Here is a 20,341-nt window from a genome sequence, read left to right on the forward strand (position 1 = left end):
TGCACTCGCGGGGTAACAGCCGATCAACGGAAGCTGCCATAGCGCCCGTAGCCGCGGTGGCGTTCGCTGCGATAGCGACGGTTGTCGTAGTCGCGGTCGTAGTAGCGATCGTCGTTGCGCTCGTTGATCAGCCACGAGCCGCCGGCTGCGCCCGCGGCGGCACCGATCAGCGCGCCTTTCTGGCCGCCGATCTCGTTGCCGACAGCCGCGCCCAGCGCGCCGCCGATGCCGCCGCCGAGCGCCTGGGACATCGTGTTGTTATCGAGTGCCAGCGCCGGTGTGCTGGCGAAGGCCGTCAGCAGGGTGGCGGCCGCGATGCGATTGCGAAGGGTGGTGTTCATGATGTGTCTCCTGTTCTGAGTTATGGATCGTCTCGTTCGTTCAGTATTAATTTAACGATAGGGCGCATGAATCGTTCATGAACCGGCTGCATGCCAGTGCATGGGCGCCGGTTCATCCTGTGGCGCCGGGCCGGCTTTTGCGGTCCGCGTCCGGGTTGGGCGCCGTCGCGGCGTGCGCTGCGAGGGCTCTATTCGCACCGGAACGGGAGGCCAACGCGGCGATCGTGACCGGCCCGCCGCCGGGCGTCGCTGTCCCGTAATCGACGCGGTAGGGTGGAGGTGCCACCGCCACCGCTTCGGAGTCGAACATGGACTATGCCGCGTATCGCGATTGCCTGATCGAGCGCCTCGACGGGCCCGATCTCGCCTTCGATGTCGGCGAATACGAGGCGCGCCTGGCAGCGTTGCGGTCTGCAATGGCGCGCGACGGGTTCGATCTGCTGACGCTCAGCGACCCGTCCGACCTGTGTTATCTGACCGGTTACACGACTTTCGAGGTATCCGTTCAGTGCCTGCTGCTGGTTTCCGCGAGCGCGACGGTGCTGTTCGTACCGGCCATCGAGATCGGCCCTGCGGTCTATCTGAGCCGGGTGGATGCGGTGGTCGGCTATGCCTGGGAATCACCGATGTCCGTGGCGCGACAAGTCGACGAACAGGCGCGCGCGCTCGCACCGGGGCCGGCGCAGCGTATCGGCGTGAGCCTGTGGAGCGGCTCGCTGCGGCCCGGGTTGCTCTCGGCCTTGCAGGGTGCGATGCCCGGCGCGCAGTTCGAGGACATGGGCCTGCTGCTCGACCGGATCCGGCTGGTGAAATCAGCGGCCGAGCTGGATTATCTCGCCGCAAGCGCCGCGCTTACCGGCCGCGGTCTGGACGCCGCCGCGGATGTGATTCGGGATGGTGTGGTCGACCATGAAATAGCCCGCGCGGGCGCCAACGCCATGCTCGGGGGCGGCAGCGAATTCATGAGCATGCAGCCCATCGTGACCACCGGTTTTCGTAGCGGGATCATCCACACCAACCACGCCGGGCACCGCGTGGACCGCGGCGATGTGGTGTTCATGGAATTCGGTGCGGTACGACGTCGCTATACCGCGCCCATGATGCGCACGGCGACCGTCGGCCCGCCCAACGACGAGGTGCGGCGTTTCCACGCGGTCGGCCGGGCCGTGCTCGAGGCGGTGATGGAACACGCGCGTACCGGCGCGACCTTCGACGAGGCTGCGCGTGCGGGGGGCGCGGCACTGGCGCCGATCGTGGACCAGGCCTTCTTTTCCGGCGTGTACGGTTATCCGGTGGGTATCCAGTTTCCGCCGTCGTGGGTGGCGGGTTCGATGTTCATCGCCCGCGGCAACGAGGCTTTGTTCGAAACGAACATGGTGTTTCATCTGCCGATCTGTCTGCGCAAGCCGGGCGAATTTGGCGTTGGCTTCAGCGAGACCGTGCGCGTGACGCCGCGCGGCGCGGTGCGTATCACCACGAACGATCTGGATCTGCAAAGCGTCGACTGAGGACAGCACTGGGGTACGCCACTGTTTCACCCACGGCGAGCGGCGCGATGACGTGCGCCGCGAAATCGCGCCGCGCATACGGCTAGAATGCGTTAAAGCCCGCTTTCGCGATGCCATGCCTGCCGTCTCCCGGATTGACGACCCCACTCATGCGTTCGCCCATCGTCGCGCGGTTCTGCAGGTGCTGCTGTGGTTCACCGGGATTTTCGGGGTGCTGTTCGCGATCCTGAATTTTCGCAACGCCAGCTACGGCCTCATGACGCTGGAACTGCTCATGGCCGGTTTCGCGTTCACGCTCTTGCCGGTGATCGCCCGCACGGCGTATCTGCAGCGCTGGATCGTGGTCTATCTGGTGCCGTTCTTTTCCGTGATGATGTACTCGCTGACCACGGCCGTCGCGGCGCCGACCGTGTTTGCGTGGGTACTGCTCATTCCCATTCTCTGCCACCTGCTGCTCGGACGCTGGATCGGCGGCGGCGTGGCGGCGTTCTACATGGCGATCGCCGGTGCGATCTTCTTCTGGAAGTTCGGTGTCGACCCCGGTTATGGCAATACCCGGTCGGTCGCCAACGTCGCGCTCGCCTCGGTCTGCATCTTCGGCTTTTCCCATGTCTACGAGATCAGCCGCGAACGTGCCGAGAATCGATTGCGCGAGATCGCGATGACCGATCCTTTGACCGGGCTGGCGAACCGCGCTCGCCTGGGCGACGTGTTCGCGGCCGAGCGCGCGCGTCACGCCCGGCACGGCGCGCGCCTGTGTCTGCTGATGATCGACCTCGATCATTTCAAGCAGGTCAACGACCGCCATGGCCATGATGCCGGCGACAGGGTGTTGCGCCATGTGGCCGACCGTATCCGCGAGCGTGTGCGGCCAAGTGATGTCGTCTGCCGGCTCGGCGGCGAGGAGTTCTGCATCTTTCTCGCCGATACCGGCGCCGAGCAGGGGCGACACGTGGCCGACGATCTGCGGCATACGATCGAAACGAGCCCGTTCCGCCATGCGGGTCAGGATATTGCGCTGACAACCAGCATCGGCATCGCGGAACTCGGGCGCGATGGCGATACGCTGGAAGCGTTGTTTGGCGCAGCGGATCGGCGCCTCTACGACGCCAAGCAGTCCGGGCGCAATCGGGTGGTCAGCTGACCGGCCGGCCGGTTTTGCTCAGCAGGTGCTGTCGGCGAGTTTCACGCAGTTGCGGCCGGCGGCCTTGGCCGCATAGAGCGCCTTGTCGGCGCGACGCAGGATCGCGTTCGTCTCGTGCGCGGCATCCGCAGCGCTGGTGGCCACTCCGATAGAAACCGTTACCTCGAAGGCATCGCCCTCGTCGTCGATGAACTTCAGCGCCGCGATGCGTTTGCGAAGCCGGTTGGCTGCGATCGAGGCCGCGTCCGCGTTGGTCATCGGCATGATGAGCAAGAATTCCTCGCCGCCGAAGCGGCCGAACGTATCCACGTTGCGGATCAGCCCCTCGACGGCGGCTGCGCAGTCGCTGAGCACCCGGTCGCCGATTGGATGGCCGCGCTTGTCGTTGATCTGCTTGAAGTAGTCGAGGTCGAACAGGCAGATGCTGAACTGCGCATCGCCGCGCGCGGCGCGGGCGACCTCGCCCTGGAGTACCTCAATGAGACGGCGGCGGTTGTAGATGCCGGTGAGCTCGTCGCGCACGGCCATGTTGGAGATCCGCTCCATCGCCTGGTTCAGCTGCAGGTTCTTGCGGCGTAGCGTGCCGCGCAGGCCGCTGATGAAACCGCCGATCATCCCGATCTGCACGAGCAAAACGCCGAGCGTAATCAGCACGATCCACTCGTTCGGATTGTCGTAGTAGGTCAAATCGCGCCCGCCGGCGAGCAAAAACACCCCGAAATAGCCGGCGAAATAGGCCATCGCGGCGGCAAGAAAACGCGGTATGGATAGATCGAGAATGCCGTAGAGCAGCGGCACCATGACGGTCAGAAGGATGCCCGCCCGTACCGGCAGCGACTCGATCTGGTAGAGCAGATAGACCGCCGGCAGCAGCGGGCTGACCACCTGTATGAACGTCAGGTTGGGTTCGGCGGAGCGCAGGTTCAGATCGCTGAGAAAGATGACGAAAAAGAATGCCACCACCGCGGCCAGACCGAGCGCGTAGATCAGTGCGGCCGACCAGGCGACGCCGCCCAATGCCGCGGCAGCCGCGACCACGAGCGCTTGTAGCACGTACGACGCGCCGGCCATGGCCACGCGTCGCAGGCGAATCTTCTGATGTTCGCGTACCCGTGAACGTTGTTCCTGGCGCACCACGCTCAGGTCCGCTGTGCGTTCGGGCGGCGTGGCGGCCGAGCACCGAGGCGCGGATTCTTGTTTGCTGCCATAGCGTTGTTATCGGCCGGGTCACGGCCAGTCTTATCCGACGACAGGCCAATAATCGTGCGCGATATTTCGACGCGCCTGCAATTGCCACCCGCGCGCCTGCGCCACAGGCCTTGATAGGCAATGGTTCGCGCGGCGAGGTCAATCCGCTCGCGCGTCATCCTCGTCGCGGTTGCGCGCATCCGGCAGCAGCCCGCGCGCTTCGTCGTAGGACAGCCCGCTGATACCCGATTGGGTCATCGACCGCGTCAGCGAGTGCGCGACCGCGAACGCAGAAGCGCGGCGGTAGAAGTCGAACCCGCGCTGGTAGACCGGCAGGACGTCGTCGACGGTTTCGGCGCGCTCCAGTTTTTCCTCGAAGGCGGCGCGCTTTTGTTCGAGATAGGCCATGAAGTCGCGATCGGCGGCGACCGCGTCGTCCAGCTCGAGCGTCCACGTCATGTCGTTCTGCAGCACGCATGTTCCGATGAAGCGTCCGGCCACGGCCTCGCTCATCATGCGTGGCGGTGTCAGCGCCAGCCAGAAATGCGCGGGTTTGCGATACAGGAAATAGCGCTTGCCGGGCACCGGCTTGAACTTGAATTCGCTTTCGAGCACGAACAGCGACGTGAACAGCTCGGTGCTCACCTGGTCGATCTGCTTGGGCGGCACGGTCATGCCGCCCGCGCGCTGTTCGTTCAGCGTGGCGAGCACCAGTGACCCGCCCTTGCCCTGCGGATTGGGATTCTTGCTCATGGCCTGAAGTCGTTGTCGGATTCGCGAGACTTGCGCTCAGCGTAGGCGATGCGCGCCACGGTTTCAGTGCGCACACAGCGTGGGTCGATGCTCAATCGTCCAGTGGCGCGAGGCGTCCGAGAACCTCGATATCGCCGTCGCGCGGCGCGACGACAACGATCTCGCCGGGCCGGGTGGTCAAACCCGTGAGCGCGCTGATGTTGACCTGGTGCGTGACCCATATCCGCGCCCCCGAAACCGTGGTGTCGGCCAGCAGGGCGCGGGCGGCGCGCGTCTGTGCGTCGGCGCGGTCGCGTTGTTCGAAGAAGGAGTTGAGCGCGGGCGTCGGCACGACAGGGCCGAAGCCCAGCAGCCGGGCCGTATCCAGACAGCGGCACCATTGGCTGGATCGCACGGTGGCATTGTCGATGCCGTGCGCGCGTATCGATGTGCCGATCGTGCGGGCCTCGGCACGCCCGGCCTCGGACAGATTCCGCTGCGTGCTGCAATCGTCGACAGAGAAATCGGGCGGATCGCTGAAGCCGGGTGCGCTCGCGTGGCGCATCAACGCGACCGCCTTGCCTTGCGCAAGACGTTGCCATAACGCGGCCGCCTCGCCCCGCTCGGCAGCCGTGGCCGTACCGGCCAGGCACCCGACGGCGAGAACGAGGCAGAATACGCGTGCCACCAACCCCGGGTGGGCGCGGCGTGTCTGCGGCAGCTGTGGGTCGCTCATGCGTACAGCTTACGCACGGTGGGTTTTAATCGATGCCGCGCAGGCGCGTTACTGTCAGCCCCTATTCATTGAACGCGCGTAGGCTGACGGCATTTCAACCGACGTCCGAGTTACCCATCATGAGTTCACAGCACGCGGATCAGGCAGACGACATTCAGGCCGGAACCCTGGCAGAACATCTGCTCTCGGCGCGGCACTTCGACCCCTTCGTCGACGATTGCACGACGCTTGTGGCCGCACAAGTCAAGCGTCGCGGCATGACGATGCGCACCGCGCTCAGCGTCGTGCAGAAGGTCAAGCCCAACATCCTGGAGCGCACGGTGCGCGAACAGATGCCGGATTTCATTCATGAGCTCGAGCCGTTTTATGCGGCGTACGGGCAGGCGGATCCGGCGGGTTTTGCCGCCTATCTGGGCGAGCGCGACGCCCAGGTGGCCGATGCCGTACTCCATGTCGCCGATCGTCGCGCCGAGCGTATCCACAGCCGTACCATTCGTTCGGCCTACCAGCGTGTACGCGGGCGCGCACAACGCGAGGTCGTGTCGGTCGTGCCCGATCTGGCGGCGGTCATTCAGCGTCACCTGCGCCTGTCGCAGACGGCAGAGCAGGGCGCGGCGAACGCCTGATCGTCGCGGTGCCGGCTCGGCGCTGCGTGAACATGAAAAACGCCGCGCCGGCTTCACCGACGCGGCGCTGCTTCGGTTTCATGACGTGTGGTGTGCGCAAAGGTTACTGCGCGTAATCCCCACCGTTCTGCGTGCCGGCCCGGGCTGCCGCTTGCTGCGCATTCGAATGCGTGGCGCTGCTGTCCCGGGCGGTGCCCGAGCGGGCCGTGCGATCCGTATCTTCAGCGTGATAGCTGCCGCGCGGGGCCGGCTGATCCATCGTTGGAACGGCGCCGTGCCGGTCGGCCGCGGCTTGGTCGGCTCCGGTCTGTGCGACACCTGCGGTCGCGAACAGTAGCGTGACAGCGGTGGCGCCAGCGGCGAGAGCGCGCTTCAGTGCGTGGTGCTGGAAAAACATGGCGTCTCCTTGATTGGCCGGGCCGGCATCTGTCGGTGAAGATGATCGGCCCGTAAAGTGCGTGTTACATGCACATAGATGGGTCGGCGCCATCGCCATTCAACCCTGACCGAGCGGCGGGTGGCAGGCGATCATCGTTGCGTTGTGCCGGCCGGCCGTGGTGGATACGACGACACCGTTCCTCGGCGGCGAAAACGGACGCGACGCTGCCCGGGAATTTTTGCCAAAGCTATTGATTCATCGTGGCTTTGGCCGATAACGGATCAAACGGCGCGTTCGGGCGATGGGAGCACTATGACGCTAGGTGTGGGATCGGTTCTGGGGGTTTCGATTTTCGGCCTGTTATTGCTGGCCGTGTCCTACGGCTTCGGACGGGGGCAGACACAGCGTTATCGACGCGTCGATCGACATACGGACGGCGCGAACGAGCGTCCGATGGTCGAGCCTGCGGTCGATCGGCAAGAGCGCGAACCCGACCGGGATTGACGACGCCCGCGGCACGCCAGCCTCGCCCGCGCTTGCGGTCAGACCAGGCCGCGTCCGGCGCCTAGCGTGAAACGCCGCGGGTCTGCGCCCAGGCGAGCAGGGCGTCCGGCGCGAGTGGCTTGCTGAACAGATACCCCTGCGCCTGATCGCAGTTCCATTCGAGCAGACGGTCGATGGTGCTTTCGTTTTCCACGCCCTCGACGACGACCTGGTATTCCATGTCCTGGGCCAGCCGCACGATCGCGCGGGTCAGGGTCTGGCCGCGCTCGCTCTGTTCGAGCGCCTGAACGAAACGGCGATCGATCTTGATCTTGCTGACGTTGAGTTTCTGCAGGTAGGACAGGTTGCAGTAGCCGGTGCCGAAGTCGTCGATCGCGGTCGACACGCCGAAGGCGTGCAGCTGCTCCAGCTTGGGCATCACCGCATCCAGGTCGCGAATCAACGTGCTCTCGGTGAATTCGAGTTCCAGGCTTTCGCCGGGCAGGCCGTGTTTTTCCAGCCGCTGGCAGACGCGGTTCACCATCTCGTCGTCGGCCAGGTCGTAGGCAGACAGGTTCACCGCGATCTGCAGGGTCAGGCTCTGTTCCTGCCATGCCACGTGCTGGGCCAGCGCGGCATCGATAACCCAGTTGGTGAGCGGACGCATGAGCGCGGTCTTCTCGGCCGCATCGATGAGTTCGATCGGCGAGATTGCGCCGAGCGTCGGGTGGGCCCAGCGCAACAATGCTTCCACGCCGACGCAGGCGCCGGTGCGCAGATCCACCTTGGGTTGATAGACGAGATGCAGCTGATCGCTGGCGGTCAGTGCGTCGGGCAGATCGGTCAGCAGTTGCAGCTTGCGTTGACGCAGGATGTCGCTTTCCGTCTTGTAGAACGCCCAGCCGCGTGCGCTTTGCCAGGCGTCGTCCGCGGCCACGGAGGCCTGGCGCAGAATCTCTTCGGCGTGTTCGTTGGAGCGCGCCGTGATCGTGGTCACCCCGAGCGTTGCGTTGGGCGCGAGCAACAGGCCGACACCGGAATCGAAAGGCTTATGCAATTTCTTGATCAGCGCGTTGAGCTTGCGCTGGATACCGGCGCCGATCGAGCCGCTCAGAAAGAAGCCGAACCGGTAGAGGCCGATGCGATACAGATCCCGCTCCGCGCCGATCGCACTCGACAGGCGGTTGATGCATTCGATGATGAATTTCTCGGTCTGGGCATGGCCCATCACCTGGGTCAGGTCGTGCATCTGCTTGGGCAGCGCGACATCCGCAATACCGACGACGCGCACGGCCGCCGCGGGCTGGTGATCGGCGTGCTGCAGTTCATGGCTGATCTGCTCGATCATGCGCTGGCGGGTATAGACACCGGTGGTGGCGTCCAGATGCCCGGCCGATTCGCGCATCTTGATCCACGCGGTGACGATGTCGGCGAATTCGCACAGGGTCTTGAGTTCGGCGGCCTGGAAATCGTGACGCGTGCGCGTATCCAGAACGCAGAGCGTGCCCAGGCTGTAGCCTTCGACTGTACGCAGCGGCACGCCGGCATAGAAGCGGATATGCGTGTCGCCGACCACGAAAGGGTTTTCCGCGAAACGCGCGTCGAGCGTGGTGTCGTGGACGACGATCACGTTGTCGTCGTTGATCGTGTGCGTGCAGAACGACGCATCGCGCGGCACCTGGTCCATATCCACGCCCACGGCGGCCTTGAACCACTGGCGTGTTTCATCGACCAGGGTGATCGAAGCGATGGGCATGTCCAGCAGGCGCGAGGCCAGCTGCGAGATACGGTCGAAGATCGCGTCCCGCGGCATGTTCAGCAGGTTCGTACGGCGCAGGGCTTCCAGCCGTTCGTTTTCGTTTGCCGGGGTACGAAGGGTTTTCATCATTCGGCCGCGATGCGTGAGTTGCAGTGCGCGGATTCGCTCCGCGACAGACTTGTGATGCTCGGACCGGCGACATCGCCATGCCGGCAGATCAGCACCCAACCCCTATTAACATCGGCGACACACGCCAAAACTGAACGGTTGTCCAAAAACCGGGCCGCAAAGCGAACGTCTGTACGCGTGCGTGAGGCGATACGCACGCCGCAAAAAAGAAAGCCCGGCGTGCCTGTCGAACACGCCGGGCTGCAAACGTCGGTGCTCGCCGACGGTATGCGAAGGGCTATGGCTTCATGACGTCCAGTTCGACGCGCCGGTTCTGGGCGCGGCCGGCCGCCGTGTCGTTGCTGGCGACCGGGCGACTTTCGCCGTAGCCCATGGTGGTCAGGCGTGTGCTTTCGATGCCCTGATCCACGAGGTAGCGCTTGACCGAATCCGCACGATCCTGGGAGAGCTGTTCGTTGTAGCTGTCCGAACCGATGCTGTCGGTGTGTCCGGATACGCGTACCGACATCGACGCCGACGACTGTAGCGCCTCGGCCACGTTGTCGAGCCGGCCTTCGGCCTGCGAGGTCAGCCGCGCGGAGTCGAACTCGAAGGTCACGCCCTTGAGCACGATGGGCGCCTGTTTCTCGATCGGACAGCCGCGCGCGTCGACTTCGGTGCCCATGGGCGTGCCCGGGCAGCGGTCGCGGCTGTTGGGCACGCCGTCGCCGTCATCGTCGCCATCGGTCTGGGCGACCTGATCGCCGCATTCCGCGCGCATTTCGTTCTTCTCGACGTTTGGGTCGTGCCAGCAGTTGCCGGCCGCATCCTTGTAGACCTCGCCATCGGGGTTGGTCACGTAGTAGCCACCGTCGGCCTTGTCCGTATCGGGGCTGGCCGCGCACCCGAACAGTCCGAGCACGGCCACGCCAACGAGCACCCTGCGGTACCCGGATTGAAGCGTATTCATCGCAATTTCTCCTACTCTATTCTTGTTTATTCTGCGGTGGCGACGAGCCTGTGCCCGACCACCGGAACGCGATTGTGCTCCCCCCTCGACCCGCTTCATTCTTGAAATCGCGGCCGACAGTGCGGTCTCGTTCGCACGAGCCCGCTGTTGTTGGAATATCACGGTTTCCCTCAGCGCAGCAATGTCGATGTCCGCGCTCGTGCGCCGGCGCGTTTCGCTTGCATGCTGCGCTTGGCAACGCTGCGTTGCCAAGCGCATGGCGTATCGACGGCCAGCGCGGTCGTTTAATAGGGGTCGGGCGGCGAGAACAGCACCACCGCCACGGTGAGCAGTTCGAACACGAGCAGCGCCCATGCCCCTTCGGAGGCCGTGCGTATCAACAGGTAGAACAGGGCAGCGATCGGCGAGACGAGCAGCAGCGCAATCAGGCCCATCGCCACGCGATCCAGTCCCCGCAGCAGGCGTTCCGATGTTGTCCGGCGATGCGGTAGCGGCCGGAACGTGGTGAAGGCGAGCCGCTCGCCCAGCGGCGCGCCGTAACAGGCGCGCAGATGCTGCAGCGAAGAGCGCCCGAGCCAGAGCGTCAGCCGCGTCAGCTGGGCGAACGGCGTGCGCCCGTATGTCGCCAGCGCGTACTGCAGGCGCGTGAGCCACGCATCGGCCGATCGTCGCGGGCGCCGAAAGGTGACCGGATCGCGTACCGGCAGTGGCGGTGGCGTGGCGGCATTCGGTTCGAGCTGGGCTACCGCCTGCGCGTGACCGACATGCCGAAAGCCGAGCCATACGGGCGGTACGGTGGGAACCGGGTCGTCGCCGTTGACCAGGCGAAGCGTGCGATCGCCGAGCGTCGCGTCCGATGCGGCAAAACCCGCCGGCGTGGCGTTGTAGGCGCTCGCGAAACGCGCCGATCCGACCCGCGGCGCGCCGAGCGTGATCACCGCTTCCACGGGCAGGGTGTCGGTATCGCGCACGGCGCGGGCGGCGAGCGTGGCGATGGCGCCGCCGAGCGAGTGGCCGACGATCACGCAGCGCGACGCGTCGCCGCGCACCTGCTGCGCCCATTGCGATACCGGCTCGCGCAGCAGCTGCCAGGCGATGCGAAACCCGGGGTGATAGAACGGCAGCACGGCGAAGTTGAGCAGCCAGTCGAGGCTCTGATCGGAGCCGCGAAACATGATCCAGGCGCGGCCGTCGAGCGTGAACATCAGCGTCTGCTGACAGCCGCGCGATACGAATCGGACATGGGCACAGCCGACATCGAGCAACGCGAATTGATCGCCCCAGTCGAGGTCGTGGGAGGCGGCGATCGCCGCACCCACGGCGAACGGCAGCAGGTCGTCCAGCGGGGTGGGTGCGGGCGCCGGCAACGGTGCCTTGACGCCGCCCAGGGCGAATACGGGGCACGCCGGTGCCGTTGTCGTCGTCGGCGACGGCACATCGATGGCCGTATCGCCGGGTACCGCGGCACGTGCTTCGGTAGCCGGTGCCGAAGCACGTGCCGGCGGTCTGCGGGTCGATTCGATCTTCATGGCGCGGCGCTCGCATGCAGCGGGGTCGCATGCGCTGCGAGACGCGGCGTCGCTGCAAGCGGCGTTTCGTGACGTGTCACCGCGCGCCGGTCCGTCGTCAGGGCGTCGCACTGAATGGCAGACCAGAGCAGCGCGCCGATTTCGGGCGTCAGCACATCGTTGTGGTCGTGGACGTAGTCGCTGGCGTCGACGACGATGACCTGGTCGCGCGCCGCGCAGGCCGCGGCGTCGAGACGGGGCGACCGCGTTGTGGGGATATGGAAGATGTCGGCGTGCGCCGGGTCGCGCGCGACATCCAGCCCGCGCTTGCCGCCGATATGCACCGCGCGCGACAGGTAGTAGGCCAACGGGTTGGCCTTGTCGTTGTCGGAGGTGGTCATGAGCACCCGCCCCGTCATGCCGGGCAGCCCGGCATACGGATAGCCTTCGTTGCCCGCCCCGGGAATGAAGCGGTTGGCGCTGAACGCGCCCTGCAGCCCGGCCAGCAGATCGACGCTTTGGTTTGGATGCGGATCGTTTTCGAGCAGGGCGCGGCTGAATACCGCCCGCGACATGATGCGGGCACCGAAACTGTGGCCGACGGCCACGACCTGCAGGCGTGGCTGCGTATCGGCGAACGCCGCGCGCAGCTGCAGGCCGAGCCGGTTCACGAGCCAGTTGGCATAGGTGTAGCCGATCTCGTCGGCGTCGTCCGACTTGTTGGCGTAGCCGAACAGCTTGTAGGCGAGCTGGCGGAGATTAAACCAGCTCTGCCAGCCCCAGACCGAGGGCCAGGTGATGCCGACGACCAGCGGATTGAACGGCGCGACCGCGTCGGTATCGCGGCGGGCCTGCTCGATCAGCTGGCCGATGATGGCGTTGTAGCGCCGTACTGACTCGGGCTGATCGTTGTCCCAGCCCATCGCGGAAAACACCAGGTGGGTGTAGGGACGGCCCGCGTCGCGTGCGCTCGCCAGTTTGTATTCGAGATCGCGGGCGAGCGAGCTTTCCAGCGCCTGCCAGCCGCTTTCGTGGAAGTCTTCGCGCGCCACGACGATGGGCACGTCCGCGCTGGCGCCATAGGTGCGGGCGCCGCGGTCGGCGTAGATGTTGTAGAGAAACCGTGTGCGCATGCGCGGCTGAGCGGCATGCGCACGGGCGCCGGCCCTGCGGGCCTGTGCCCGGTCGGACTCATAGGCCACGATATGCGACACGAACAGCGCCTTGGCGTTGGCATTGATGGTCGTGTCGAGATGGGCCGCGCGCCGGGGGTTGGCCGGGTCGGCCGGCAGAAAGCGAAAACGCCGCGCATAGCTTTCGCGTTCGACATAGCCCACGCGTGCCCGCGGCGATTTCTCCAGCGCCACGATATAGCCTTCGTGGGCAAGGCCTTCCGCAAAGGGCACATCGGCCAGGTAGTGGTAGCGACGGGTCTTCTTGCTGTCGATATCGAGCCGGGCGGCGACATCGTTGACCCGTTGCGGCCCGGAGCAGGCCACAAGTATCAGCGCGGTGGCTGACCACATCGTGATAACCGTCTTGCCCATGCGCCGCTCCCCAGCCGCATGACAGTCGTTGTCGACAGCAACGCGCGGGGCGTGTCCGTCGCGTTTGCCCTGATGAATAAAGAGCACGAAACCGCGAGGGTGTCCATACCTGCGCGGGTAAAATCCGGTCGCGGCCGGCTCGACCCGCGCCGGTGGGTGGCAAACGCGACCCTCCTGCGGCCCCCGATATCGCGTGCTGTGCTGCGCCAAACATTCACCAAGTGAATATCGACTATCACGGATATTGACTGTTCGTATCCGCAATCGATGCCTAGAATGCGTGGCAACCGGCTGTCATGGTCGGCGCGGCGTCAGCACGCCGCGCCGGCATGCAAACCGGTCACCACATTCATAGCGAGAGGATCGACCATGTCCCAGTATTCCAATGACGTTGATGCCATCGCGTCGCTGCGCGAAGCACAGGGCAGCGCCTGGGCTGCCATCAACCCGGAACACGCCGCGCGCATGCGCGCCCAGAACCGTTTTCACACCGGTCTGGATATCGCCAAGCACACCGCCAAGGTGATGCGCGAAGACATGGCGGCCTACGACAAGGATTCGTCGAAGTACACGCAGTCGCTGGGTTGCTGGCACGGCTTCATCGGCCAGCAGAAGGCGATCTCGATCAAGAAGCACTTCGGCACCCTCAAGCGCAACTATCTGTACCTGTCCGGGTGGATGGTCGCGGCCCTGCGCAGCGAGTTCGGCCCGCTGCCGGATCAGTCCATGCACGAGAAGACGACCGTGCCGATGCTGATCGAGGAGCTCTATACCTTCCTCAAGCAGGCCGATGCGTGGGAGCTCAACCACTATTTCCGTGATCTGGAAGCGGCCAAGGAAGCCGGCGACGACGTCGCGGCCAAGAAGGCACAGGAGAAGATCGACAACTTCGAAACCCACGTCATTCCGATCATCGCGGACATCGACGCCGGCTTCGGCAACGAAGAGGCCACCTATCTGCTGGCCAAGAAAATGATCGAGGCCGGCGCCTGCGCGATTCAGATCGAGAACCAGGTCTCGGACGTGAAGCAGTGCGGCCATCAGGACGGCAAGGTCACCGTGCCGCACGCCCAGTTCCTGGCCAAGATCAACGCGGTGCGTTACGCCTTCCTCGAGCTGGGTGTGGACGACGGCATCATCGTCGCCCGTACCGACAGCCTGGGCGCGGGCCTGACCCAGCAGATCGCCGTCTCCAACGAGCCGGGTGACCTGGGCGACCAGTACAACAGCTTCATCGCGGGCGAAGAGATCAAGGACGCTTCGGAAATCAACCCGAACGACGTCGTGATCAAGCAGAGCGGCAAGCTCGTGCGCCTGCAGCGTCTGGCCTCGGGCCTGTTCGAGTTCCGCAAGGGCACCGGCGAAGACCGCGTGGTCATGGACTGTATCGCCAGCCTGAAGAACGGCGCCGACCTGCTGTGGATCGAGACCGAGAAGCCGCACGTCAAGCAGATTGGCGGCATGGTCGATCGCATCCGCAAGGAAGTGCCGGATGCCAAGCTGGTCTACAACAACAGCCCGTCGTTCAACTGGACGCTGAACTTCCGTCAGCAGGTGTACGACGCCTGGGCCGAGGAAGGCAAGGATCTTTCGGCCTACGATCGCGACAACCTGATGGACATCAAGTACGACGACACCGAGCTGGGCAAGGTCGCCGACGAGTGGACCCGTGACTTCCAGAAGGAAGGCTCGGCCAAGGCCGGCATCTTCCATCACCTGATCACGCTGCCGACCTACCACACGGCGGCCCTGTCGACCGATCAGCTGGCCAAGGGCTACTTCGGCGATCTGGGCATGCTGGCCTATGTGGAAGGCGTGCAGCGCAAGGAAATCCGCGAAGGCATCGCCACCGTGAAGCACCAGGACATGGCCGGTTCCAACATCGGCGATGACCACAAGGAGTTCTTCTCGCGCGAGAGCGCGCTGAAGGCCGGTGGCAAGGACAACACGATGAACCAGTTCGGCTAGTCGCCGTACGGTACATCACTGTCCGAGTCGCGACGCCAGTCGCGACGAAAAAAAGGCGGGGCCACGCGGCCCCGCCTTTTTTATTGGGTTTTATTTCGGTCGTCTGGCTGGCGGTGCGAATCGCACCGCGCCGCTCAGCTCGAGGACTGCTGACGCAGCGACGCGCCGCTGCTCTGGCGGCGCCGCTCGATCGAACGAAAGAAGATCGCGCCGAGCACGATGCCGAGCACGCCACCGATCGCATGCGCGGCGGTCAGCGCAATGAGCGAGACGAGCACGACGAACCCCGAGAGCACCAGAATCAGGCCGCGCGCGTGGGTGGTCTTCGGGCGCGCGTAGAAGGCGCGAAAGAGGGCGCCGCTCACCCCGGCCAGAAAGGCGAGCCCGAACACGCCCGGCCCGCCCAGCGGCGCCTCGCTGGACCAGCGCAGCATCACCAGCGCCGCGAAGGCGACCAGGCCGTAGCCGAGGCAGATCACGAAGAAGTCCAGTTCCTGGCGGAAATGACTGACCTGCATCACCCCGCCATGGCGCTCGCGTTGCGATTGCGCCAGCGCCTTGTCGAGCAGACCCTGTTGCTCCGGCGAGAACTGTGCCTTGTCGCCCAGTCCGCTCAGGCGGTCGATCTTGTCGCTTAGCGCTTGAAGGTCCGGGTCGAGGCTCATGGCGTACTCCTGATGTCAATGAATCATGCGTTGGCCCCTACTTTCGCATGCCTGCCACCGGAACGGCAGGCGACGAATGTCGAGCAATCGGGGCGGTGGGCCGCAAAAGCGGCAGCGCGTCACCGGTGGCGATCGGCGTGACACCGCAGCCAGTGGTCGATCACGTCGACGATATAGCGCTGTTGTGTATCGTCGAGCGCACGGCCCTTGGCCAGGCCGTGCCAGCGCTCGAGACAGTTGCGACAGCAGGTGCCGGTCGCGTGCTGGGCGATGAACACCGGGTGGTTGCGCCATGGGGTCTGACGGCCGTCGTTTCGCGGGTGCGCCGGCGCCAGGCGTTCGGCAACGAACTTTTCGGCATGTTCGCGAACCGTATCCAGCCCGCGCTGTTCCAGATACCCGGCTTCGCGCGGGCCGAGGGCAAAACGGCTGCGAAATCGTGACCGCGCCAGGGCGGTGAACAGATCGGTCATGTCGCGCATGCCGCAAGGGTAGATCAGGTGCGCGGCCGCACGCACGAGGCGGGCACGCGCGTCTGGCGCCATGGCGGGCAATGGCCCGCATTCCGGGATGCTTGTATGGTGAATGTCCAGGATCACGTGCGCCGAGCCGAACGGGGAGCGCGTATCGGCAAGGCGCTGTCTATGGCCCCAGGATCAGGCGAATTCGCCATGAACGATGTCACATTGCGTGAACAGCAGCTGGTCGCTCTGCTCGATACCCGCGACTGGCTGACCAATGCGGCCCAGACCTGCGCTTTCATCGCGCAGCAGTTCGACGCGCTCAACTGGGTCGGGTTCTATCGGCAAAGGCCCGTGAACATGCTGGTGCTCGGGCCTTTTCAGGGGCTACCGGCCTGCAACCCCATTCCATTCGAACAGGGTGTCTGCGGTAAGGCAGCCCGGACGCGCCAGACCCAGCGCGTGGACGACGTGCATGCCGTGCCCGATCACATCGTCTGTGATGCGGCGTCACGCTCGGAGCTCGTGGTCCCGGTGATCGTGGATGACGCGCTCTGGGGCGTGCTCGATATCGACAGCCCGAATCCGGCCCGCTTTTCGACGGACGATCAACACGCGATCGAACGGCTGTGCCGCGTGTTCGTCGAGGCCAGCGATTTCGAGGCGGTGGCGGCGTGATACGCCATGCGATGCCGGGGCGCGACGCCCGCAACGAGGCGTGGCGCGGTGCGTGACGCAGACCGCGCGCCGGGCGATCTGGCCGGCGGTATCACGCGCGAGGTGCTCGAGCGCGACGGCATTCGCACGGCGTTCGGCGTCCGCCATCCCGATGTGGCGCTCGCCAGCGATGCAGCGCTTCGTAACTCCATTCGCCATACGCTTGCGAAGCGGCCGGATGACGCGCACGCGCAGGCGACGGCCGGGGTGTGGCTGTTCGGCTATGGTTCGCTGCTCTGGAACCCCTGTGTCGCGGTCGCCGAGTCGCGCATGGCGCGGCTCTACGGTTTTCATCGTGATTTTCGTCTCAAGCTCGCCTACGGCCGCGGCTCCCCCGAGGCACCCGGGTTGATGCTCGGCCTCGTACCGGGCGGGTCCTGCAACGGCATGACGCTGCGCGTGAGCGCGTCGGATATCGAACACGAGCTGCTCATGGTCTGGCGCCGGGAGATGCTGACCGGCGTTTACACGCCGCGCTGGCTGACCGTGCGCACGTCCGCGGGGCCCGTGGCCGCGATTGCATTCGTGGTCAATGCCGCGCATCCCGGTCATTGCCGGCTCGACGACACGCAGGTCGTGCACTTGCTGGCGACCGGCCACGGCATGATCGGCAGCAGCGCCGACTATCTCGCCAATACGGTCGCGCATCTCGAAGCCGAAGGGATACACGACGGGCGCCTGCAGACGCTGCACGAGCGGGTCCAGCGCTCAAGGTTGTCCTCGTGACCGCCGATACTCTTTTGAAGACAAGTCATCTGCGTGCGCGGCGCGCGCCAGGCCCATGATCATCGTGCCTGCATGCATGAGAAGGGGCATGCGATGCCCACAGCCATGAACCCCGATACGCCGGATATCAGCAGCCTGGTGGCGCTGGTCTCGGATTTCTACTGGGAGCAGGATGCGGCCGGCCGGTTCGTGCAGGTCAGCGGCAGCGCGGTCGATGCCGGCACCATCGCGGCCGATTCGTGGCTCGGATCCACGGCGATCGAACTCGGGCTGGGTGCGATCGACGAGAGCGGGTGGCCCAGGCCCGACGACGCCGACCTTGCGCCCATACGCGAGCGCGTTGTGTCGTGGTTGCAGCGCGACGGCAACGTGCGTCATCTGCGGATCAGCGCACAACCGATGTTCGACGACCACGGTCACGCGGCAGGCTGGCGCGGACTGGCCCGCGACGTCACGGCCGAACGTTCGCGCTTCAGCGAACTGCGGCAGTTGCGCGCCGCGATCGATGCCTCGCACATCATGATATTCGTCATCGACCGCCAGACGATGCATTTCGTGTTCGTGAACCAGCGCGCCTGCGAACTGGTCGGCTGCGATCGCGATACGCTGCTGGCCACGCCGCCGCATACCCTGCTGATGCTCGATCGCGACCTGCTGGAGCGCGAATACGACCAGGTGATCGCGCAGGGCGGGCAGACCAAGGAAAACCGCAGCCGGCGCAGCGATGGGCGTCTGTCGGTGGTCGAGGAGCACCGGCGCGCGCTGTTCGTGGATGGCCGCTGGCTGATCGTGAGCGCGGTGAACGACATCAGTCAGCGCAAGCAGGCGGAACTGGCCCGCGATCGCATGAGCCGCATGTATGCCTCGCTGAGCGCGACCAACGAGGCGATTCTGCGGGCGAGCACGCCCCAGGATCTCTATCAGCAGGTCTGCGATACGGCGGTGACCGGCGTCGACATCGTGATCGTGTCGATCCTGCTCGCGTCGACGGATGGGGAGGCGCTCGACGTGACCGCCAGCGCCGGCGCGACCGCCGACCAGATACGCGGGGCCCAGATATCACTCGCGGCCGGCGCGCAGCCGCGCGGTCTCGCGGATCGCTGTTTTCATGCCGTGATGCCACAGGTCAGCGATGATTATTTCGAGGACCGGCGCACCCAAGCGTGGCGTGAAATCGCGGCCGATGCCGGTATCCGTTCGGCCGCCGCGGTACCGATTCTGCGTGGGAACAAGCCGATCGGCGTGATCTTTCTGGCGTCGCGCCTGCGGCGTGCCTTCGACGCCGACGGCGTGCGCCTGCTGGAACGTATGGCGCAAAATCTCGTGTTCGCGCTCGAGAACTTCGAGCACGAGGCCCAGCGCGAGGCCGGCGAAAAGCATATCGAGTTTCTGGCCACCCACGATGCGCTGACGAGCCTGCCCAATCGCACGCTTTTCAATCAGTCGCTGGCGATGGCGATCGAGTCCGCACGCCGGCACCGGCGCGCCTTCGCACTTCTGTTCATCGATCTCGACCGCTTCAAGACGATCAACGACTCGCTCGGCCACGAGGCCGGCGATCAGCTGTTGATCACCATCGGCGAGCGGCTGTCGCTATCGGTGCGCGCCAGTGACGTGGTCGCCCGTATCGGCGGCGACGAATTCCTGATCCTGGTCAACGATGTAAAGCACGGCGAAGATGCCGCCAAACTCGCCCGGACAATCCTCGCCAAGATTCTGGAACCGGTAGAACTGCAGGGCCAGGAATACCGGGTGACCACCAGCATCGGGATCGCGCTCTACCCCAACGACGCGCTCGATGCCTCGAGCCTGATGAAACATGCCGACATGGCCATGTACCGGGCCAAGGAAGAGGGCAAGAACACCTACGAGTTCTATTCGTCGCAGCTCAAGCGCCGTTCGCTCAAGCGCATCAAGCTCGAGAATCATCTGCGTCAGGCGCTGGAGCGCGGCGAGTTCGAGCTGGCCTATCAGGCCAAGATCAGCCTGGCGGACGAGCGCATCATCGGCGTCGAAGCGTTGCTGCGATGGCACAACGACGAGCTGGGCGAAGTCACGCCCACCCAGTTTCTGCCGCTCGCAGAAGAGGTCGGCCTGATCATTCCGATCGGGCGCTGGGTGCTGGAAACGGCCTGCGAACAGAATATGGCGTGGCAACGTCAGGGCATGCCGGCGCTGCGCATGGCGGTGAATCTGTCGCCTGCGCAATTTTCCGATCACCAGCTGGTCGATCATCTGCAAGCCGTGCTCGAGCGCACCGGCATGCCGGCGAATCTGCTCGAACTCGAGATCACGGAAACAGCGGTGATGCACGATATTCGCCGCGCGCTGGCGTTGCTCGCGCAGATCAAGCGGCTGGGCGTGTTCATCTCCATCGACGATTTCGGCACCGGCTATTCCTCACTCACCCAGTTGCGCCAGCTGCCCGTCGACAGCCTGAAGATTGATCGCTCCTTCATCCGCGAGCTGTCGTCGAATACCACGGACCAGTCCATCGCGCGCGCGATCATCACGATGGGCAAGAACCTCAGCCTCAACGTCATCGCCGAAGGCGTGGAAACCGCCGAGCAGCAGGATTTTCTGCGGGCCCAGGATTGCGACGATATGCAGGGCTACTACTTCAGCCGGCCCGGCGATTCGTCGGCGTTCGCCAATCTCGTGCGCAGCCACGACGTGCGCAAGGCGCTTTAGCGACGCGCAAAGCCCCGGCCACCGTAGTGGTCGCGGCGCTGGCTCGACGCGGTGTTGCGTTTGCTGAGGGGCCATCGCCATTGA

The 20,341-nt window shown here is 65.1% G+C and carries 19 protein-coding genes; 8 read left to right on the forward strand and 11 right to left on the reverse strand.

All coding sequences use genetic code 11. The features are described 5' to 3' along the window. Nucleotides 1-23: 23 nt before the first annotated feature. Nucleotides 24-341 carry a YMGG-like glycine zipper-containing protein gene (locus tag J7355_RS01070; protein WP_247739672.1) on the reverse strand — a complete coding sequence of 106 codons (318 nt, stop codon included), beginning with the start codon at nucleotides 339-341 and terminating at the stop codon, nucleotides 24-26. Between the two features lie 308 nt (nucleotides 342-649). On the opposite strand from J7355_RS01070, the gene J7355_RS01075 reads away from it, so the two are divergent. Beyond that, nucleotides 650-1,849, forward strand: coding sequence for a Xaa-Pro peptidase family protein (locus tag J7355_RS01075; protein ID WP_209059058.1), 1,200 nt, complete (start codon nucleotides 650-652; stop codon nucleotides 1,847-1,849). A 115-nt stretch (nucleotides 1,850-1,964) separates the two neighbouring features. Then, on the forward strand, nucleotides 1,965-2,993 hold the full coding sequence (locus J7355_RS01080; RefSeq protein WP_209059059.1) for a diguanylate cyclase: 1,029 nt from the start codon (nucleotides 1,965-1,967) through the stop codon (nucleotides 2,991-2,993). Between the two features lie 18 nt (nucleotides 2,994-3,011). Here J7355_RS01080 and J7355_RS17965 read toward each other — a convergent pair whose 3' ends face one another. The 3 genes from J7355_RS17965 to J7355_RS01095 form a co-directional block, all read right to left on the reverse strand. Then, a complete protein-coding gene (locus tag J7355_RS17965) occupies nucleotides 3,012-4,130 on the reverse strand; it encodes a GGDEF domain-containing protein (RefSeq protein WP_209059061.1) in 1,119 nt (372 codons plus the stop codon). A gap of 210 nt (nucleotides 4,131-4,340) precedes the next feature. Next, the gene (locus tag J7355_RS01090) at nucleotides 4,341-4,934 is read right to left on the reverse strand and encodes a hypothetical protein (protein WP_209059063.1); all 594 of its coding nucleotides are present in this window, start codon (nucleotides 4,932-4,934) and stop codon (nucleotides 4,341-4,343) included. A 91-nt stretch (nucleotides 4,935-5,025) separates the two neighbouring features. Next, the gene (locus J7355_RS01095; protein WP_209059066.1) at nucleotides 5,026-5,649 is read right to left on the reverse strand and encodes a histidine phosphatase family protein; all 624 of its coding nucleotides are present in this window, start codon (nucleotides 5,647-5,649) and stop codon (nucleotides 5,026-5,028) included. A 119-nt stretch (nucleotides 5,650-5,768) separates the two neighbouring features. Between J7355_RS01095 and J7355_RS01100 the strand changes: the two genes are divergently transcribed. Continuing rightward, nucleotides 5,769-6,275, forward strand: a complete 507-nt coding sequence (locus tag J7355_RS01100; RefSeq protein WP_209059068.1) for a hypothetical protein — start codon at nucleotides 5,769-5,771, stop codon at nucleotides 6,273-6,275. A gap of 103 nt (nucleotides 6,276-6,378) precedes the next feature. Here J7355_RS01100 and J7355_RS01105 read toward each other — a convergent pair whose 3' ends face one another. Then, a complete protein-coding gene (locus J7355_RS01105) occupies nucleotides 6,379-6,672 on the reverse strand; it encodes a hypothetical protein (RefSeq protein ID WP_209059070.1) in 294 nt (97 codons plus the stop codon). Nucleotides 6,673-6,966: 294 nt separating this feature from the next. Here J7355_RS01105 and J7355_RS01110 point away from each other — a divergent pair, with 294 nt between their 5' ends. Next, nucleotides 6,967-7,158, forward strand: coding sequence for a hypothetical protein (locus J7355_RS01110; protein ID WP_209059071.1), 192 nt, complete (start codon nucleotides 6,967-6,969; stop codon nucleotides 7,156-7,158). Nucleotides 7,159-7,219: 61 nt separating this feature from the next. Here J7355_RS01110 and J7355_RS01115 read toward each other — a convergent pair whose 3' ends face one another. The 4 genes from J7355_RS01115 to J7355_RS01130 form a co-directional block, all read right to left on the reverse strand. Beyond that, the gene (locus tag J7355_RS01115; RefSeq protein ID WP_209059072.1) at nucleotides 7,220-9,022 is read right to left on the reverse strand and encodes a sensor domain-containing phosphodiesterase; all 1,803 of its coding nucleotides are present in this window, start codon (nucleotides 9,020-9,022) and stop codon (nucleotides 7,220-7,222) included. A gap of 280 nt (nucleotides 9,023-9,302) precedes the next feature. After that, the gene (locus J7355_RS01120) at nucleotides 9,303-9,974 is read right to left on the reverse strand and encodes an OmpA family protein (RefSeq protein ID WP_247739673.1); all 672 of its coding nucleotides are present in this window, start codon (nucleotides 9,972-9,974) and stop codon (nucleotides 9,303-9,305) included. A gap of 284 nt (nucleotides 9,975-10,258) precedes the next feature. Beyond that, a complete protein-coding gene (locus J7355_RS01125; RefSeq protein WP_209059074.1) occupies nucleotides 10,259-11,503 on the reverse strand; it encodes a lipase family protein in 1,245 nt (414 codons plus the stop codon). Beyond that, nucleotides 11,500-13,029 (reverse strand): hypothetical protein, encoded by a 1,530-nt coding sequence (locus tag J7355_RS01130; RefSeq protein ID WP_209059075.1) that lies wholly within the window; start codon nucleotides 13,027-13,029, stop codon nucleotides 11,500-11,502. The genes J7355_RS01125 and J7355_RS01130 overlap by 4 nt, the downstream gene beginning before the upstream one ends. A 369-nt stretch (nucleotides 13,030-13,398) precedes the next feature. On the opposite strand from J7355_RS01130, the gene J7355_RS01135 reads away from it, so the two are divergent. Continuing rightward, nucleotides 13,399-14,997: an isocitrate lyase gene (locus J7355_RS01135; RefSeq protein WP_209059077.1), complete on the forward strand. Its 1,599-nt coding sequence runs from the start codon at nucleotides 13,399-13,401 to the stop codon at nucleotides 14,995-14,997. 134 nt (nucleotides 14,998-15,131) lie between these two features. Here the strand turns inward: J7355_RS01135 and J7355_RS01140 are convergent, their stop codons facing one another. Together J7355_RS01140 and J7355_RS01145 are read right to left on the reverse strand one after the other, a co-directional pair. Next, on the reverse strand, nucleotides 15,132-15,662 hold the full coding sequence (locus J7355_RS01140; RefSeq protein WP_209059079.1) for a hypothetical protein: 531 nt from the start codon (nucleotides 15,660-15,662) through the stop codon (nucleotides 15,132-15,134). Nucleotides 15,663-15,781: 119 nt separating this feature from the next. Beyond that, the gene (locus tag J7355_RS01145; RefSeq protein WP_209059082.1) at nucleotides 15,782-16,207 is read right to left on the reverse strand and encodes a DUF4186 domain-containing protein; all 426 of its coding nucleotides are present in this window, start codon (nucleotides 16,205-16,207) and stop codon (nucleotides 15,782-15,784) included. Between the two features lie 126 nt (nucleotides 16,208-16,333). Here J7355_RS01145 and J7355_RS01150 point away from each other — a divergent pair, with 126 nt between their 5' ends. From J7355_RS01150 to J7355_RS01160, 3 genes are all read left to right on the forward strand, one after another. After that, nucleotides 16,334-16,801 (forward strand): GAF domain-containing protein, encoded by a 468-nt coding sequence (locus tag J7355_RS01150; protein ID WP_209059083.1) that lies wholly within the window; start codon nucleotides 16,334-16,336, stop codon nucleotides 16,799-16,801. Between the two features lie 48 nt (nucleotides 16,802-16,849). Continuing rightward, nucleotides 16,850-17,566: a gamma-glutamylcyclotransferase gene (locus J7355_RS01155; RefSeq protein WP_209059086.1), complete on the forward strand. Its 717-nt coding sequence runs from the start codon at nucleotides 16,850-16,852 to the stop codon at nucleotides 17,564-17,566. Between the two features lie 93 nt (nucleotides 17,567-17,659). Continuing rightward, nucleotides 17,660-20,257, forward strand: a complete 2,598-nt coding sequence (locus J7355_RS01160; RefSeq protein WP_209059089.1) for an EAL domain-containing protein — start codon at nucleotides 17,660-17,662, stop codon at nucleotides 20,255-20,257. Nucleotides 20,258-20,341 lie beyond the last annotated feature (84 nt).

This window comes from Endozoicomonas sp. G2_2 (assembly GCF_017744135.1).
GTDB lineage: Bacteria > Pseudomonadota > Gammaproteobacteria > Nevskiales > Salinisphaeraceae > Salinisphaera.

Bases quoted from the DNA above. Each gene is read 5' to 3' on its own strand.
- J7355_RS01070 (WP_247739672.1), bottom strand. From the start codon at position 341: ATGAACACCACCCTTCGCAATCGCATCGCGGCCGCCACCCTGCTGACG.
- J7355_RS01075 (WP_209059058.1), top strand. From the start codon at position 650: ATGGACTATGCCGCGTATCGCGATTGCCTGATCGAGCGCCTCGACGGG.
- J7355_RS01080 (WP_209059059.1), top strand. From the start codon at position 1,965: ATGCCTGCCGTCTCCCGGATTGACGACCCCACTCATGCGTTCGCCCAT.
- J7355_RS01090 (WP_209059063.1), bottom strand. From the start codon at position 4,934: ATGAGCAAGAATCCCAATCCGCAGGGCAAGGGCGGGTCACTGGTGCTC.
- J7355_RS01095 (WP_209059066.1), bottom strand. From the start codon at position 5,649: ATGAGCGACCCACAGCTGCCGCAGACACGCCGCGCCCACCCGGGGTTG.
- J7355_RS01100 (WP_209059068.1), top strand. From the start codon at position 5,769: ATGAGTTCACAGCACGCGGATCAGGCAGACGACATTCAGGCCGGAACC.
- J7355_RS01105 (WP_209059070.1), bottom strand. From the start codon at position 6,672: ATGTTTTTCCAGCACCACGCACTGAAGCGCGCTCTCGCCGCTGGCGCC.
- J7355_RS01110 (WP_209059071.1), top strand. From the start codon at position 6,967: ATGACGCTAGGTGTGGGATCGGTTCTGGGGGTTTCGATTTTCGGCCTG.
- J7355_RS01115 (WP_209059072.1), bottom strand. From the start codon at position 9,022: ATGAAAACCCTTCGTACCCCGGCAAACGAAAACGAACGGCTGGAAGCC.
- J7355_RS01120 (WP_247739673.1), bottom strand. From the start codon at position 9,974: ATGAATACGCTTCAATCCGGGTACCGCAGGGTGCTCGTTGGCGTGGCC.
- J7355_RS01125 (WP_209059074.1), bottom strand. From the start codon at position 11,503: ATGAAGATCGAATCGACCCGCAGACCGCCGGCACGTGCTTCGGCACCG.
- J7355_RS01130 (WP_209059075.1), bottom strand. From the start codon at position 13,029: ATGGGCAAGACGGTTATCACGATGTGGTCAGCCACCGCGCTGATACTT.
- J7355_RS01135 (WP_209059077.1), top strand. From the start codon at position 13,399: ATGTCCCAGTATTCCAATGACGTTGATGCCATCGCGTCGCTGCGCGAA.
- J7355_RS01140 (WP_209059079.1), bottom strand. From the start codon at position 15,662: ATGAGCCTCGACCCGGACCTTCAAGCGCTAAGCGACAAGATCGACCGC.
- J7355_RS01145 (WP_209059082.1), bottom strand. From the start codon at position 16,207: ATGGCGCCAGACGCGCGTGCCCGCCTCGTGCGTGCGGCCGCGCACCTG.
- J7355_RS01150 (WP_209059083.1), top strand. From the start codon at position 16,334: ATGAACGATGTCACATTGCGTGAACAGCAGCTGGTCGCTCTGCTCGAT.
- J7355_RS01160 (WP_209059089.1), top strand. From the start codon at position 17,660: ATGCCCACAGCCATGAACCCCGATACGCCGGATATCAGCAGCCTGGTG.